15 protein-coding genes are annotated in these 15,193 nt (G+C 73.7%); 7 read left to right on the plus strand and 8 right to left on the minus strand.

The window, feature by feature from the left end; all coding sequences use genetic code 11:
- Positions 1-11: 11 nt before the first annotated feature.
- The gene (locus Voc01_RS09325) at positions 12-1,103 is read left to right on the plus strand and encodes a winged helix DNA-binding domain-containing protein (protein WP_203926907.1); all 1,092 of its coding nucleotides are present in this window, start codon (positions 12-14) and stop codon (positions 1,101-1,103) included.
- Positions 1,104-1,107: 4 nt separating this feature from the next.
- On the opposite strand, the gene Voc01_RS09330 is transcribed toward Voc01_RS09325, so the two are convergent.
- From Voc01_RS09330 to Voc01_RS09340, 3 genes are read right to left on the minus strand one after another with little or no spacing between them, the layout of a single operon-like run.
- On the minus strand, positions 1,108-1,986 hold the full coding sequence (locus Voc01_RS09330) for a hypothetical protein (RefSeq protein ID WP_239160070.1): 879 nt from the start codon (positions 1,984-1,986) through the stop codon (positions 1,108-1,110).
- A 33-nt stretch (positions 1,987-2,019) separates the two neighbouring features.
- Positions 2,020-2,253 (minus strand): helix-turn-helix domain-containing protein, encoded by a 234-nt coding sequence (locus tag Voc01_RS09335; RefSeq protein WP_203926908.1) that lies wholly within the window; start codon positions 2,251-2,253, stop codon positions 2,020-2,022.
- Positions 2,253-2,855 (minus strand): DUF2975 domain-containing protein, encoded by a 603-nt coding sequence (locus tag Voc01_RS09340; protein WP_203926909.1) that lies wholly within the window; start codon positions 2,853-2,855, stop codon positions 2,253-2,255. Before Voc01_RS09340 ends, Voc01_RS09335 begins: the two co-directional genes overlap by 1 nt.
- Positions 2,856-2,943: 88 nt before the next feature.
- Between Voc01_RS09340 and Voc01_RS09345 the strand changes: the two genes are divergently transcribed.
- Together Voc01_RS09345 and Voc01_RS09350 are read left to right on the plus strand one after the other, a co-directional pair.
- Positions 2,944-3,693, plus strand: a complete 750-nt coding sequence (locus Voc01_RS09345) for a class I SAM-dependent methyltransferase (RefSeq protein ID WP_203926910.1) — start codon at positions 2,944-2,946, stop codon at positions 3,691-3,693.
- A gap of 106 nt (positions 3,694-3,799) precedes the next feature.
- Positions 3,800-4,000, plus strand: a complete 201-nt coding sequence (locus tag Voc01_RS09350) for a ferredoxin (RefSeq protein WP_203926911.1) — start codon at positions 3,800-3,802, stop codon at positions 3,998-4,000.
- Here the strand turns inward: Voc01_RS09350 and Voc01_RS09355 are convergent.
- Together Voc01_RS09355 and Voc01_RS09360 are read right to left on the minus strand one after the other, a co-directional pair.
- Positions 3,975-4,367, minus strand: a complete 393-nt coding sequence (locus tag Voc01_RS09355) for a hypothetical protein (RefSeq protein ID WP_203926912.1) — start codon at positions 4,365-4,367, stop codon at positions 3,975-3,977. The two genes, Voc01_RS09350 and Voc01_RS09355, sit on opposite strands and share 26 nt — an antisense overlap.
- An 18-nt stretch (positions 4,368-4,385) precedes the next feature.
- Positions 4,386-7,925: a LamG-like jellyroll fold domain-containing protein gene (locus tag Voc01_RS09360; protein WP_239160072.1), complete on the minus strand. Its 3,540-nt coding sequence runs from the start codon at positions 7,923-7,925 to the stop codon at positions 4,386-4,388.
- Between the two features lie 102 nt (positions 7,926-8,027).
- Here Voc01_RS09360 and Voc01_RS09365 point away from each other — a divergent pair, with 102 nt between their 5' ends.
- The 4 genes from Voc01_RS09365 to Voc01_RS09380 are packed head-to-tail and all read left to right on the plus strand — an operon-like array spanning position 8,028 to position 12,571.
- Positions 8,028-9,062 carry a LacI family DNA-binding transcriptional regulator gene (locus Voc01_RS09365; protein WP_203926914.1) on the plus strand — a complete coding sequence of 345 codons (1,035 nt, stop codon included), beginning with the start codon at positions 8,028-8,030 and terminating at the stop codon, positions 9,060-9,062.
- Positions 9,063-9,091: 29 nt separating this feature from the next.
- Positions 9,092-10,249 carry an AAA family ATPase gene (locus Voc01_RS09370; protein WP_203926915.1) on the plus strand — a complete coding sequence of 386 codons (1,158 nt, stop codon included), beginning with the start codon at positions 9,092-9,094 and terminating at the stop codon, positions 10,247-10,249.
- 25 nt (positions 10,250-10,274) lie between these two features.
- Entirely contained in the window at positions 10,275-11,402 is a 1,128-nt protein-coding gene (locus Voc01_RS09375; RefSeq protein WP_203926916.1) for an AAA family ATPase, read from the plus strand.
- Entirely contained in the window at positions 11,399-12,571 is a 1,173-nt protein-coding gene (locus Voc01_RS09380; RefSeq protein ID WP_203926917.1) for a cytochrome P450, read from the plus strand. The genes Voc01_RS09375 and Voc01_RS09380 overlap by 4 nt, the downstream gene beginning before the upstream one ends.
- Positions 12,572-12,721: 150 nt before the next feature.
- Here Voc01_RS09380 and Voc01_RS09385 read toward each other — a convergent pair whose 3' ends face one another.
- From Voc01_RS09385 to Voc01_RS09395, 3 genes are read right to left on the minus strand one after another with little or no spacing between them, the layout of a single operon-like run.
- The gene (locus Voc01_RS09385; RefSeq protein ID WP_203926918.1) at positions 12,722-13,261 is read right to left on the minus strand and encodes a DUF1349 domain-containing protein; all 540 of its coding nucleotides are present in this window, start codon (positions 13,259-13,261) and stop codon (positions 12,722-12,724) included.
- Between the two features lie 39 nt (positions 13,262-13,300).
- A complete protein-coding gene (locus Voc01_RS09390; protein ID WP_203926919.1) occupies positions 13,301-13,831 on the minus strand; it encodes a DUF8820 family protein in 531 nt (176 codons plus the stop codon).
- Between the two features lie 53 nt (positions 13,832-13,884).
- Complete coding sequence (locus Voc01_RS09395) at positions 13,885-15,114, minus strand: DUF6745 domain-containing protein (protein ID WP_203926920.1); 1,230 nt, start codon at positions 15,112-15,114, stop codon at positions 13,885-13,887.
- Between the last annotated feature and the right edge of the window lie 79 nt (positions 15,115-15,193).

A 15,193-nucleotide genomic window follows, 5' to 3' on the forward strand; every position in this document is an offset into this window, starting at 1 on the left:
GGGGGACGCGCGTGAGCGAGCTCGGTGTCCGGCAGCTGAACCGGGCTACGTTGGCCCGGCAGTTCCTCCTGCGCCGGTCTCACCGGCCTGTGCTGGAGGTGACGGAGCACCTCGTCGGGTTGCAGGCGCAGACCCCGCACACGTGGTACGTGGGGCTGTGGGCGCGCGTGGCCGGGTGCCGGCCGGAGGACGTGGCCGGGCTGCTCACCTCGCGGCGGGCGGTGCGGATCGCACTGATGCGGTCGACGATCCACTTCGTCAGCGCGGCCGACGCGCTCGCGCTGCGTCCCCTCGTGCAGCCGGCGCTCGACCGGGACCTGTTCCAGAACAACGCGTACGGGCGCTGGATGCGCGGTCTCGACACCGACGCGGTGGTGGCGGCCGGACGCGACCTGCTGGCGGACAAGCCGCTCACCCCGGCCGAACTGGGTGCGGCGCTGCGGGACCGGTGGCCCGGCACCGACCCCGCGGCGCTCGCCTACGCGGTGCGCAACCTGCTGCCGGTGGTGCAGACGCCGCCGCGCGGCGTGTGGGGGCGCAGCGGCCGCACGCTGCACGCGCCGCTGGAGGAGTGGGTCGGCGCGCCGGTCGGCGGCGGGTCGCTGGAGACGCTCGTGCTGCGGTACTTCGCCGCGTACGGACCGGCGACCGTGCAGGACCTCCAGACGTGGTGCGGCCTGACGAAGCTGACCGAGGTCGTCGAACGCCTGCCCCTGGCCCGGTTCGCGGACGGCTACCACGACCTGCCCGACGCGCCGCGCCCCGACCCGGACACCCCGGCGCCCGTGCGGTTCCTGTACGACTTCGACAACCTGTTGCTGTCGCACCGCGACCGCGGCCGGTTCGTCACCGACGGGTTCCGCTCGAAGGCGGTGACCCCGCACGGTCCGGTGCCGCGTCCGGTGCTGGTCGACGGCGTCACGGCCGCCGCGTGGTCGGTCGCGACGAGCGGAAAGGCGCGCGACCGCGCGGCGACGCTCACGGTGCGCGTCTTCGAGCCGTTGCCGGCCGCCGACCGCGACGCGGTGACCGCGGAGGGCCTGGGCCTGCTCGCCTTCCTCGAACCCGGTGCGGCCCACGACGTGCGGATCGTGGCCGCCTGACGCTTCAGGTGCTGTTCAGCGCCGTGACCACCGTGCGCAGCCAGGCCTCCGCGAGCGCCGGCTCGCGGTCGGCCGCGCGGGCGATCGCCTTCCGGCCCGCCGCGCTCCGTCCATAGTGGACGATCGCGACGGCCTCGGCGATCGCCTGCCGGGTGTCGAGGTCGCGGTCGGGGGCGGCCGCCCCGGCCAGCCACCGCTCGGGCTTGAAGGTGCGGGTCAGCTTGGTCTGCCGGTCGCCGAGGTAGTTCCAGACCCACCAGTCGAGCGACACGTTGACGACCGAGCGGGCCGGCAGCTGACGCGTCCAGCCGGCGTCGTGCCGCCAGCGGTAGGTGTTCGGGCTCGTCTCGCGCCGGATCGTCACCCCGACGAACCGCACCTTGCGCCGGATCACCCGCCACGGCTGACGTTCCTCGTCGATCCAGTCGCGCAGGAGGGTGAACAGGTCGGTGAAGGTGCCGCCCTCGTGGACCACGTCGACGAACGTCACCGGCCGCGCGCGGCGGGCGAGTGCGTGCGGGGTGACACCGACGTTCGCGAGGAACTCGCGGCCCCGTCGGCGTTCGCCGTGGGTCAGCGGGCGTTCGCGCCACCGGCGACCCGACCGGACGCCGGAACGGGCGAACGACACCGGCAGGCGGTGCAGTCGCCGGTCGTCGGCGACGCCGGCGAGCGCACCGCCGAGAAGGTCGAACATCGAGTCGAGCGAACGGCCCACGAAGACCAGGTCGCCGTTGCCGCTGCGCGCCAGCACCTTGCCCGCGCACTCCGCCAGGTCGTCGACGAACCACAGGCGCGGGGACTCCGTGCCGGAGAGAAGGGTGCCCAACTGGTCCGGTGCGACGAGGTCCCACCGGAACGGCAGGGTGTCCGCTCCCTTCATGGCTCCCATTGTCGCGCCGGTCCCGGCCGTCCTCTACGCGTTTTCGGGCGGGTGGACGGTGAGCAGGTCCGCCGGTTGGCAGTCGAGCACGTCGCACAGCGCGGTGAGCGTGCTGAACCGGATCGCCCTGGCGCGCCCGTTCTTCAGCACCGACAGGTTCGCGAACGTGACACCGACCCGGTCGGCCAGCTCGGTGAGGGTCATGCCGCGCTCGGCGAGCAGGTCGTCGAGGTGGATGGTGACGCGGTGCGGCTCCTCCGGCGGCATCAGACGACCCCGTCCAGTTCCTCGCGCAGGGCCAGTCCGCGCCGCACCAGCTCGCCGAGCGCGAGGAACGCGAAGCCGGCGAACACCCATCCGACCGACAGCGTCAGCGACCAGGAGAACCCGCCCGTCGCCGGGAGGACCGTCGCCATCAGCGCCGTCGCACAGACCGACTCGACGACCGTGACGACCGCACCGCCCACCAGGCAGACCGCGGCGAGTACCCGCAGGCGCCGCACGGTCAGGGCCGTGAACGGGTCGCCGCTCCGCGCGTCACGGATGATCCGGACGAGGAGCGTGAGCACCGCGACCGCCAGCACCGCGGTGGGCAGCCAGGTGAGCGTCGACAGGAGCACCTGCCGCACCGACGGATCGGTGACCACGGCCTCGACGGTGCCGTCGGCGGCGACCGTGACGCCCTCCGCACCGGCGTGTGCGCCGGCGACGCCGTCGAGGTGGCGCGCCTCCAGGTCCACCGGTATCCCGGCGTCGCCGAACGCGGTGACGGCGACCTGCGCCGCCGACCCGACGACGGCGACCGCCCCGACGAGCACCGTGATCCCCTGCAGTTCGCCGAGCCAGTCGGGCCTACTGAGCCTTCTCATCACTGCCTCCCCGTATCGAAAGTCGATATACTGATAATCGATACAGTGGGGCATCGTGTCAAGTCCGGCGTCGGTACAGTCGTCTCCCATGGCACCCACCGCGGAGCACTTCGACACCTGGTACGCCGCCATGGCCGCCTCGCCGGCCCGTGAGGCGCTCGTCCGACGGCACCTCGACCTGCCCGGCGACCTGCTGTCGACCAGCCTCCTCCCGGGCGAGGGCCTCGCCGAGGTCGTCGCCGCCCTGCGCCTCACGCCGGGCGCGACCCTGCTCGACCTCGCCTGCGGGCGGGGCGGCTACGGCCTCGAGATCGTCCGGCGCACCGGCGTCGACCTGATCGGCGTCGACTTCTCCGCCGAAGCGGTGCGGCAGGCGACCGGAAACGCCGCTTCCCAGGGGCTTCCGGCGACGTTCCGGGTGGGTACCTTCGACGACACCGGCCTCGCCGACGCGTCCGTCGACGCGATCATGTGCGTCGACGCCATCCAGTTCGCCGATCCGGAGCGGGCGTTCGCGGAGGCGCGCCGCGTCCTGCGGCCCGGCGGCCGGATCGTGCTGACGTGCTGGGAACCGGTCGACCGCGACGACGACCGGCTCCCCGACCGGTTCCGGCTGCTCGATCTCCGCGCCGAGCTGACGGCGGCCGGCTTCCGCGAGGTGACCGTCGACGACCGGCCGGCGTGGCTGGAGCGCGAGCTGGCGATGTGGCGCGAGGCGGCCGCCCTCGACCCCGGCGACGACGGCGCGCTGCGGGCCCTGCACGAGGAGGGCGCCCGGGTGCTGGAGCACCCGCCCATGCGGCGGGTGGTCGCCATCGCGACCGGTCCGACGGGGTGATCTCGCGCCGGGCGTGAAATCGACCGTCGACCCGATGGCTTTTCGCCGCCCCGGATACGAGGATTGACGGTGATCTCTCGCTGGTCCGGGGCGAACGGGGGTGCCGATGCGCGTCGAGGTCGACACCGGCATGTGCATCGGTGCCGGGATGTGCGCGCTGACCGCCCCCGAGGTGTTCGGCCAGGACGACGTCGAGGGCGTCGTCGTCCTGGCCGACGAGCGGCCACCGCCCCACCTCCACGCCGCGGTCCGTGACGCGGTCGACCGGTGCCCGGCGGCGGTCATCCGCGTCCACGAACGCGGCTAGACGAGCTCCATGTAGTCCAGTTCGGCGTAGCCCGTGGCGCCGCCGAAGTACGGCCGGCCGACGCGCTCGAGCTGCCGAACCGGTTGGCCCGGAAGATCGACGCGTTCTCGGCCCCGTGCCGCTGCTGGTACGCGGGCACGCCGCTGATCAGCTGGATGCGGAGGTGGTAGCCGCTGGTGGCGCTCATGTTGGGGACCGTCACCGTCAGCTCGCCCTTGCTGACGTCGGCGGGACGCTGGCCGCCCCGGGGCGACGGCTGGGTCACCGTGTTGAGCTTCAACGGGAGCAGCAGGTTGTCGGCCGGCCGGTTGTTCTCGACCAGCGCGTAGAGGCCGCCGGCGCCGGCGCGGCTCACGCGGCGGTGCACGGGGGTTCCTCCTCGACGTCAGAGGGTGCGGCTGAAGGGGGTGAGGGTGATCCGGTCGATCAGCGGCGCGTACCTCGAACGCAGGAGCACGCCGGGGAACGTGTCCGACGCGTAGGTGGTCCCGTCGAGGTTGGGCAGTTCCCGCGACGCGAACCGCACGGTGTTCGTGCCCTTGCGGAGCCTCACCTGGACGGTGAGCTCCCAGAAGTTGTTGGCGTGGAACGAGTGCGGGAACAGCACGCGCTGCGGCGACGCGCCGTTGACCGAGATGTCGGCGTGGCGGGCCAACGGGTCGGGGTTGTAGTGGGTGGCCGGCGACTGCTCCGGGTTGGAGTAACGCACGCGCATCGCGTAGGTGCCGTCGGCCGGCGCGGTCACCGTGAACGTGAGCGTGTTGGCGTTGCCGGGGTCGCCGCCGATGCCGGTGACCGCCGTGCCGCCGCTCGCGAGCGAACGCGGTTCCGTCGTGGCGGTGCCGGCCGTCCGCGCCGCCTCGGCCTCGTAGGAGGTCGTCGGCAGGTGTCCGCCTCCCGGGGTCACGGTGAGCCGGTCGAGCACGCTGTGGCGCGCGGTGCCGGTCACCACGACCTTGTTGATACCGCCGGACAGCGACACGGCGGCCCTACGCCCGACGCGGACCCCGTTGACCGTCATCGACACGTCGCCGTCGGGCACCGACAGATCGAGGATCGACTCGGCGTCGTGGGCCGAGTAGACCCAGAACGTGGCCGTGTCGCCGCGGCCGAGGGCGGCGCCCGACGTCCGTCCCGTGTAGACGGTCCTCGCACCCTTCAGATCGGCGTACTCGGCCTGGTACACCGTCGCCGTGGCTTTCGGGCCGGTCAGGCTCAGCAGGATGCGGTCGACGATCGCGTCGCCCTTCGTGGCCTTCGTGCCGTCGAGGCTGCGGGCCGCGAGCGAGATCGTGTGCCGGCCCGCGGTGAGCCGGACGGTGGTGCCGGTGTGGTCCCAGACCACCCACTTGTAGCCCAGCGGCAGGAACAGCTCCTGCTCGGCGCCGCCGTCGACGCGCAGGAACACGTTCGTCGGTCCCTGCTCCCGCACGAGGTCGAACGTGTTGAGCGAGTTGGCGAACACCCTCAGGTCGTAGGTGCCGGTGGTCGGTACGTCGACGGTGAAGTCGAGCACGCCGTCGCTGCCGGTGCGCAGCCCGCCGACGTTGAACCCGCCCGAGGTGTAGAACTTCGACACGTCCCGCGGCGAGCCCTCGGGACCGTTGCGGCTGTAGCCGGAACCGGTGTAGACCGCGTCCTCTGCCTCGTACGACTGCTGCCACAGCAGCGGGTCCCTCTGCTCGCGGCCGGCGTCGCCGGCGGGCGCCAGCACGATCTCGTACGCCGACGACTCGGTCAGGTCGGTCAGGTCGACGACGACCGTGTCGTCGCGGACCTTCAGGTCGCGCTCGGCGAGCACGCGTGGCGGCCCGGAGTCGCCGAGCTGGCCGGTCCACGGGATCTCACGGACCGTCGCGTGCACGGTGCGCCCGAACACCGTCGTGGGAACGTTGTCGAACCGGAGGTGCGCGGCTCCGCCCGCGCCGCCGACGATCGCCCGGGCCTGGCGCTTGCCGCGGTCGAGCGTCGCGACGCCCTGCAGGGTGTAGTCACGGCCCGGGTACGGCGGCGTGACGCGCACGGTGTCGCCGGTCATGCCGCCGTAGGCGTTGAACAGCCACCACTGCCCGTTGGCCCGGTTGGCCTGCACCGCCGAGTCGGAGAGGTTGCCGTCGATGTTCCAGTAGGCGATGTCGGCGTCCACTTTGGACTCCTCGATCGCGGAGATCCACTGGATCATCTGGCCGGGCACCGAGGTGTGGTAGTTGAAGGCGTACTCGTTGATGTTGATGGGCAGCCGCCGGCCGCCGAGGACCTCCGCCTCCATCTCGCGGTAGCGGCGCACGCTCTGGCGCACCTGCTCGGGATGTGACAGCTCGTGCCACGTCATGACGTCGGGCACGGTGCCTTCCCGGACGGTGTGCTCGAGGAAGCCCCGCACCTGCGCGTAGAGCACGCTCGTGTTCGGGCCGGCGATCCGGGCGTCCGGGATCCTCCCCTTGATGAGGCGGTAGAAGTCGTCCCAGGTGCGGAAGTAGTCGGTCGGGTCGCTGAGCCAGCTGACCCCGTCGTAGCTCCACTCGCCGGTGCCGAACATGTTGCCCTCGGGCTCGTTGAACGGCACGAACACGATGTTGTCGCGGTACTCCGCCGGCAGGGTGAGCACCTGGTCGACCTGTTTCGCGACCTTCTCCCGGTACAGCGCGACCTTCTCCTCCGGGGTGCTCCCCGGCCACTGGTACGGGAAACCGCGGTGGATGTCGGTCATGTAGACGTAGATGTCGCCGTCGGTGCTGTCGGCCAACGGCCGCACGACCTCCAGCGCGTCGGCGCCGGGGTGCTGCGGTCCGTCCTGCGCCTTGGTCGAGACCGTGCGCAGGCGCATGCCCTCGATGAGCGTGTTCGTGGGGACGCCCGGACCGTACAACCCGTACAGCGTGCCCGACGCGCCGCCGTGGAACGGGCCGGTCGTGGTACCGAGGTCGATCGTGACCTCCCCCTCGCGGATCACGGTGACGGTCGCGGTCACCGCCCGACCGGCCGCTGTGCCGGTCACCTCGAAGGTGCCGCGCGCGGCGTAACGGCCGGGGTCTACCGGGCTCCACGAGACGGCGACGTCGCGGTCGTAGCCGTCGCTGAACGAGGCGCGCACGGTCTCCGGCAACGGTGGTGCGACGCCGACCGTGGTGCGCACGTCGAAGGTCGTCGTGCCGGGCCCGGTCGGCGTCGGCGGTACGACGCCCGCCGCCGAGGCGACCTGGTCGGCGGTCAGCGCGGCCGCGTAGACGCGGAAGTCGTCGACGGCGCCGGCGAACAGCGGGTCGGGGTAGAACGACCGGCCGATGAATCCGGCCGAGGTGGCGTCGGGGCCGAGCAGGTCGCCGGCGACCACAGTGGACGGAGCCGACGCGACCGCGGCGCCGTCGAGGTAGGTCGTCACCCGTCCGGCCGCGGTGTCGAGGGTGACCGTGAGCGTCCTCCAGGTGTTCGCCGGCAGCGCGGCGTACCCGGTCACCTGTGCCTCTCCCCCGGCGGACGTCGCGGTGACCGCGGTCCGCAGCCGGCCGTCGCCGTTGTACGGCGTGCTGAACAGGTACCGGCCGGTGTCCGTGCCGAGCGCGTAGATCCACTGCCACGGCGCGGTGGTGCCGTCCCACCGGATCCGCGCCTGGACGGTGAGATCGGTGCGGCCCTCCAGCACGGCGCGGGGCAACCGGATGTGGGCGCCGGCGGCCGTCGGCGCGCCACCGGGCAGGTCGATGGCCCGTCCGCCGGTCGCGCCGTCGACGAACGCCGCGGTGGCGCCGTCGACGAGCGTGCCGTGCAGCCCGTTGCCCGACGTGTCGGTGATCCGGCCGGTGGTGGGGTCGTCGGCGTCGAAGGTGTAGGCGACGACGGGATCGGGCACGGCGGCCTCCTGGGGCGCGGCGGTCGCCGGGACGGCACCCAGTGCGGCGGTGACGCCGACGAGGGCGAGGATCATCGTCGCACGGTGGGGTCGGGTGCGTCCCGGCTGGCTCATCGTGGACCCCTCCGCGGTTGTCGTTCACACCCGGTCGGTCCGACGGCTCGGAAAGTGTTTTCCGTGGTTCCGCCGCCTCCCGGACGACCGTCCAGACGGCCTGCACGCCGATCCGGGGTGTCGGTCGGCACGGCGTCGAAGGCGCTCAACGGCCGCGGGCAGCTGCGCGCCGAGACCCGCGACCGGGTGCGCGCGGCGGCCCAGGAGCTCGGGTTCGTGCCGAACGCGGTGGCGGCGAGCCTGCTGAGCGGCCGCACCTACACCGTCGGTCTCATCATGACCGACCACCATGGACGGTTCGGCCTGCCGATCCCGCACGGTGCCGAGGACGCGCTCGGCTGGGGCGAGACGGTCGCGTTCGTGTGCGACACCCGCGACGACCCGATCCGCGAGCAGCACTACGTGCGCAGCCTGCTGCGCCGGCGCGTCGACGGGATCATCGTCGCGGGCCGGCGCACGGAGGCGCGGCTGCCGCTGGCCGGCATCCCCGCGAGCATGGCCGCCGGCGGCCCGGCGGTTCCGGTGGTCTACGCGTTCGCGCGCTCCGCCGACGCCGGTGACTGCAGCGTCGTCGTCGACGAGGCCGCTGGCGCGGTGACGGCGGTCGAGCACCTCGTGCGGACCGGCCGGCGGCGCATCGCGCACGTCACCGGTCCGCACGGACACGCGTCGGTACGCGCCCGGGTCGAGGGCACGCACCGGGCGCTGCGCGCGGCCGGCCTGGACCTCGTCGGCGAGCCCTGGTACGGCGGCTGGAGCGAGGTGTGGGGCCGGTTCGCCGCGGCCGCGCTGACCCGGTCGCATCCCGAGGTCGACGCGGTGTTCTGCGGCAGCGACGTGATCGCCCGCGGCGTCGCCGACGGGCTGCGCGAGAGCGGCCGCCGCCTGCCCGACGACGTCGCGTTGGTCGGCGTGGACAACTGGGCACCGGTGGCGGAGGGCTGCCGGCCACCACTGACCACAGTGGACCTGAACCTGCGCGAGGTGGGCCGCGTCGCGGGCACGCTGCTGCTGCGGGCCATCGTGCACGGCACGGAGGCCGGCCTCCACACGGTCGCCTGCCGGCTGGTGGTGCGGGCCTCCTCGGCCCCGGCCTGAGCTCGCGCGCAACGGGTACCCTCGGCGGCGTGACGGCGCCGCCGATGGCCTGGTACGGCTCGAGCTTCACGTACTACGAACCCGATCCCGGGGAGCTCGACGCGGCGGCCGTGGAGGCGCGCGCCCGTCGCCTGGAGTCCTTCTCCCCCGACCAGTTCACTCCCCGTCCCGATGGTGGCGGTGACAGCACGGGCATCGTGCTCGGGCGCTTCCTACCCGTCCACGATGGACACCGCTACCTCGTCGAGGTCGCCCGCGCGTTCGCCCGCCGGTTGTGGATCTTCGTGCGGATCAACCGCAACGACCGGATCCCGTGGGAGGTCCGCCGGGACTGGCTCACCGGGCTGTTCCCCGACGTCACGGTCGTACCGGTCGCGGACCCCGCCAGGTTCACCCGGGAGGACCTGTTCGCGCTGTGGGACGAGCGCGTCCGGGAACATGTGCTGCCCGACTACGTGGTGATGGGCAACGACTACGGCCCCGAGCTCGCCCGGCGGTTCGGCGCGCGGTTGCTCGTGGTCGACCGGACGGCCGTTCCGGTGTCCGGCAGCAGGATCCGGAGCTGGCCGGCGCGCAACGCCGCGTACCTGCCGCCGCCGGTACGGACGTGGTACCTCGCCAACGAGCCGGCGATGGAGCCGTTCGAGGGACCCGGACCCGTCGACCCCGCCACCGTCGGGCGGGTGTGCCTCATCGGGCCCGAGTCCACCGGCAAGACGCACCTGGCCCTCCGGCTGGCCATCCACTACGGCACCGTCCACGTGCCGGAGTTCGCCCGCGGGATGCGCCACGACTGGGATCCCCCGTCGATCTCGCTGATCGCCCACGGGCAGCGGGCGTCGGAGACGGCGATGGCGCGCCGGGCGAACCGGGTGCTGTTCTGCGACACCGATCTGCTCGCCGTGCGGCTGTGGAGCGAGCGGCTGTTCGGCGCCGCGCCCGACTGGCTGCAGGCCGCCACCGGGCCCGGCGGCGACATCGACCTGTACCTGTTGACGTCGAGCGACCAGCTCTTCGTCGGGCCGCCGGAGTACAACCGGCCGGCGGAACGGCACGCGTTCTTCCACCGGTGCCGGGCCGAGCTGACCCGGCAGGGCCACCGGTACGTCATCCTCGCCGGTGCCGTCGAGGGCCGGCTACGGACCGCCGTGCAGGCCGTCGACGCCCTGCTGGCAGAGGAGGCGTGACCGGCGCGGCGGTACCCTCGGCGGCGTGACCTCCCTCGCCCCACCGCCGCCGATGGCCTGGTACGGATCGAGCTTCGTGTACGAGCCGCCGACGGTCGGCGACCTGGACGCCGCCGCCGCGTCGGGGCGCGCCCACCGGTTGGCGCGCTTCAGCCCCGAGCAGTTCACCCCGCGCCCGGGCGGGGGCGACACCTCGGGCGTGGTGCTCGGCCGGTTCCTGCCCGTCCACGATGGACACCGGTACCTCGTCGAGTTCGCCCGCGCCTACACGGGCCGGATCACCGCGTACGTGCGCGTGGGCGCGGCCGACCCGATCCCGTGGGAGGTACGCCGCGACTGGCTGGCCGAGCTCTTCCCCGACGTGCGTACCGTCGCGATCGAGGACGCGTGGACCGGCGAGACCAACTGGTGGAACGCGGTGCACAACCGGTGGCTCGACACCATCCGCGCCGACGGCATGCCCGACTTCCTCTTCTCCGGTGAGCACTACGGCAAGGTCGTGGCGGGCCGGCTGGGCATCCGGCACGTGCCGGTCGACCGCACGGCGGTCCCGGTCTCGGGAACGCTGGTCCGGCAGGCGCCGTGGGACCACGCGCGGCACCTGCCGCCGTGCGTGCGGGCCTGGTACGTGCGCCGGGTGACGATCGTCGGTGCCGAGGGGTCCGGCAAGAGCACCCTGGCCACCGACCTCGCCCGGCACTACGACACCGTCTGCGTGTCGGAGGCGGCCCGCTCCTTCGATCAGCTCTGGGGCCGCAGCATGCATCCCGGGGAGGTGTCGGACATCGCCCAGGCGCAGGTGACCGCGCAGGCGACGCTCGCCCGCCACGCCCACCGGGTGCTGTTCTGCGACACCGACCCGATGACGGTCGGCCTCTGGAGCGAGCGTCTCTTCGAGGCCGTCCCCGACTGGCTGCGGGAGGTCGGTGCTGCCGACCCCGCCGACCTGTACCTGCTCACCGAGCCGGAGTGGCCGTTCGAGGGCTCGCCCACACGCGACAGCCCGGCGGAGCGGCGGGCCTTCCACGCGCGGATCGCCGAGGAGCTGACCCGCCTCGGTCGGCCCTTCGTCCGGATGACGGGCGGCCGCGAGCAACGCGTGGAACAGGCGCGGCTGGCGGTCGACGGGATGCTGGCGACGCCGCGCCCGTGACCGACCCGTTCGGACCGGCGTACTTCGCCGATCCCCACTCCGTCTTCGACCGCCTGCGCGCCACCGCTCCCGTGTACCGGAGCGACCGCCTGCGCCGGTTCGTGCTCACCGGGTACGACGACGCGGTGGCGGTGCTCCACGACACCGCCACCTACTCGTCGGCGGTGGTTCCCCAGGTGCCGCGGCGCGACAGCGACCTGCTGGCCGGTTTCACGGACTGGTCGGCGCGGTGGCTGTTCTTCCTCGACCCGCCGGAGCACGCCGTCCGGCGGGCACCGGTCGCGAAGGCGCTCGGCCCCAGGAGGATCGGCGGTTCGGCCGACCGCATCGCCGCGCTGGCGCGCGGTCTGCTGACGGACCTGCCGCCGCACGGGTTCGACGTGCTGGCCGACTTCGCGCATCCGTTGGCCGCACGGGTGATCGCCGACCTGCTGTGCGCGCCCGGCGCCGAGACCGACCGGTTCCTGGCCCACGCCCGCGCGATGGAGCACGCCGGCATCCACGCCCGCGACCCCGACGCCCGCCGCGACGGTCTCGCCGCGATCGCGGCCGCCACGGCCGCGCTCCGCCACCGCGTCACCGACGGCACCGCGCTCGCGCCCGTGCCGGCCGCGCTCCGCGACGCCTGGGGCGCCGACCGCGACCTCGTCGGCGCCCATAGCCTGGTGCTGCTGTTCGCCGGTGTGGAGACCACGCAGAACCTCATCGCCAACGCGGTGCACGCCCTTGCGCGTCAGGGGCTGTGGGACCGGCTGCGCGCCGACCGGTCCCTGCTCGCCGGCGCGGTCGAGGAGGCCGCCCGCTTCGACCCGCCGGTGCTGGGCGTGCTGCGCCGGGCCACCCGCGACGTGACGCTGGCCGGCGTGCCGGTGCCGGCCGGCGCGGAGCTCGTCGTGATGGTGGCCGCCGCGAACCGCGACCCGGCCCGCTTCCCCGACCCGGGCCGCCTCGACGTGCGTCGCTCCCCCAACCCGCACCTGTCGTTCGGGCTCGGCCCGCACTACTGCCCGGGCGCCGCGCTCACCCGGGTCACCGCGCGGACCGCGCTGGACGCGCTCCTCGACGCCTGTCCCCGCCTACGGATCGCCGAGCCCGACCTGCCGTGGCGCGACCACGACCCGATCGTGCGCGGCCTCACCCGCCTCCCGGTGCACGCGTCGGCAGGCTAGGCGACGTCCCCCTTTCCGCCGATCTTGCAGTTGTGGCCTTCATCAAAACACGACATTTCAGCAAATAGAGGCGGCCACGAGTGCAAGATCGGCGGAGGGTTCGACAACGGCGCGAACGCGAGCGGCGCGGCCGGTGCACGCGTCGGCAGGCTAGGAGCCGTCGCGGGGGTCGGCGAGGGTCTCGTGGACCAGTGACACCCCCGAGAACGTGGCGGTCAGCCCGTCGCCGGTCGGCGACTGGACGCCGACGCCCACCTCGTGCCCGTCGACCGGTCCCAGCGTGAACAGCCGCACCAGCGACCAGCGGTCGCCGTCGGCCGAGAAGTGGAACGCGTAGACCTCGCCCGTGCGGGAGATCCGCAGCCACGTCTCGCCGGGCGTGGGCACCACGACGCCGTTGGCGTCGTCGGAGACGCCCCGGGTGACGACCGTGACGATCATGTCGGTGCCCTCGGGCGACCGCTCCAGCGCGAGCTTCGCCCACGTCGACGGTCCACCGTGGACGAACAGGGTGCCGGCGTCGTACGTGGCGGCCAGCGGCACCCGGACGTGCGCGCGCAGCTGGAAGTCGCCGGTCACCGGCACCAGGCGCAGCGGGGCGCTCGCGGTGGCCTCGCCGGTGGCGGGGTCGATGAACCAGTCGGTGCGGGCGGACGCGCTGAACGTTCCGGTGAGCGATTCGGTAGACATGCGGCGGACCCTATCGGACGCGGCCGCGCGACAGCGGGATCAGTCGCAGACGAAGCGGCTGCGCGGCCGCTGCTCCTCGCGCCGCGAGGCCGCCCGCCGCTGCGTCAGACCGCTCGGCGCGGATCCGGGTCGCCCGGCCACCTCGCGCCGGGGCGGCGCCGGCGGACCCTGCTCGCGCTGACGCCGCACGACGTACCGCCCGGGCGCGATGCCGGTGCCGCCGTGCTCGCGGTGCAGCAGGTAGGCCACGTCGAGGGCCTCGAACGCGCCGAGGGCGAGCCCGAGGGTGTCGTCGACATCGGCCGTCCACAGGCAGGTGCCGGGATCGGCGACCAGCGTGTGCGCGTTTCCACCGGCACCACCGCGCAGCAGTTCCACGCCCTCGGGCGGGACCTCGTGCCAGGCGGCCCCGGACCGGACGGTGACGTGCCCGACCGCGTCGTCCATCGGCAGGACGATGAGGTCGCCCTGCGCCTGGATTCCGTCGTGCACGGGGATGACGAGGTCGAGCATCAGGTGCAGGTCGACCGGGCGCCCGGTGGCGCCGGTGAGGTCGGCCAGGGTCTTCATGTGCTTCCCTCCGTTCGTGGGTCCGGGCCCGTTCGGACGCGGGCCCGTCGGGTTCAGGTCCGGCGGTACAGGCGGGCGTACTGGTCTCCGGTGAGCCCGTACGTCCACGCCGCGGCGGAGACCGCCGTGGGAACGTCGGCGGGCACCGGAAGGCCGTAGCGGCGACGGGTCCCGTCGCGCTCGGCGCTGCCGTTGGTGGCGAGCAGCACCCGCGTCGGCTCGCCCCACACCCGCTCGGGCAGGTCGTACAGGCGCAGGTCGAAGCCGGGGTTGCCGGGGTCGGGCGCGGTGTCGACCAGCCGCAGACCGGCCGTGGCGATGTAGGTGTCCCAGCCCAGCGCCTCGATGCCGCACCGACGGACCTCGACGTTGGGCTCGGCGTGCACCGCGTCGACCGTCGGAGCGTCGACGACCCACGCCGGCACGCGCGTGCCGTGCCAGAAGTACAGCGCCCACCCGTCGCTCCAGCCGACCGCCGGGCCGGTGGCGCAGTGCAGCCGGGCCGGCGACCCGGCGACCCGCTCGGTGCGCACGAACACCGGCGGCTCGCTCACGAGGACGAAGTCGAGACACGGGTACCACCATCCGGCCGACTGCGCCGCGGAGTACTTCTCCACCCGCCGCCGCCACCCGCGCTCACGCTCGTCGGCGGCGACCGCGCTGAAGAACGACGCGTACGCGGTCCACGCGGACTCCCACCGGCCGCCGAGGGTCAGCGTCCACGTGCGCCAGTCCGACGGGACGCGCCGGTTGGCCCGCCGGACCCGACCGACCGGCGAGACCGCGAGGGCGGCGGCGCGCGCCGACTCCTGGGCGCGGGCGGGAGCGTGGGACAGCAGCAGACCCGTCACCGCGTCGTCGACCGCCAGCGCCACCGCGTGCGGAGCGAGCGCCGTGTCGACCGGCTCGAACACCTCACGCCGCACGGCCGCGACCACGTGCGGGTCGAACCGGTTCATGATCGCCCGCTCGGTCCGCGACTCGACGGCATCGCGGATCATGCCGGCGAGCGCCCGGTGCTCCCGGCCGGGGGTCTCGTCGACCTGGGCCAGGTCGAGCGCCCGGGCGAGCGCCAGCGGCGAGGTGACCCGGGCGACCCGCGCCGGCCAGCCGACGCCGCAGTACTGGTAGCAGGCACGGGCGCCGGACTCCCAGGCGGCCCACCTGACCGGGTCGGTACCGAGGGCGCGGTCGACCCACACGTCGGCGTGTGCCGGCAGCGCCTGCCGCTGAACCTCGTCGAGCCTCCGCACGCGGCCCATCTCCACCTCCCCGCGTCGCACGCTGATGATGGCGGTGCGGGACGGCCCCGGTCCACGCGTTTACCTGTCCATAGTGGACGATCCAGGTCGGCCCGAAGCC

The sequence above is a fragment of the Virgisporangium ochraceum genome, assembly GCF_016863655.1.
GTDB classification, from domain to species: Bacteria; Actinomycetota; Actinomycetes; order Mycobacteriales; family Micromonosporaceae; genus Virgisporangium; species Virgisporangium ochraceum.

Excerpts from the sequence above, each read along its gene's own strand:
- Voc01_RS09330 (WP_239160070.1), bottom strand. The coding sequence starts at position 1,986 with ATGAAGGGAGCGGACACCCTGCCGTTCCGGTGGGACCTCGTCGCACCG.
- Voc01_RS09335 (WP_203926908.1), bottom strand. The coding sequence starts at position 2,253 with ATGCCGCCGGAGGAGCCGCACCGCGTCACCATCCACCTCGACGACCTG.
- Voc01_RS09340 (WP_203926909.1), bottom strand. The coding sequence starts at position 2,855 with ATGAGAAGGCTCAGTAGGCCCGACTGGCTCGGCGAACTGCAGGGGATC.
- Voc01_RS09345 (WP_203926910.1), top strand. The coding sequence starts at position 2,944 with ATGGCACCCACCGCGGAGCACTTCGACACCTGGTACGCCGCCATGGCC.
- Voc01_RS09350 (WP_203926911.1), top strand. The coding sequence starts at position 3,800 with ATGCGCGTCGAGGTCGACACCGGCATGTGCATCGGTGCCGGGATGTGC.
- Voc01_RS09360 (WP_239160072.1), bottom strand. The coding sequence starts at position 7,925 with ATGATCCTCGCCCTCGTCGGCGTCACCGCCGCACTGGGTGCCGTCCCG.
- Voc01_RS09385 (WP_203926918.1), bottom strand. The coding sequence starts at position 13,261 with ATGTCTACCGAATCGCTCACCGGAACGTTCAGCGCGTCCGCCCGCACC.
- Voc01_RS09390 (WP_203926919.1), bottom strand. The coding sequence starts at position 13,831 with ATGAAGACCCTGGCCGACCTCACCGGCGCCACCGGGCGCCCGGTCGAC.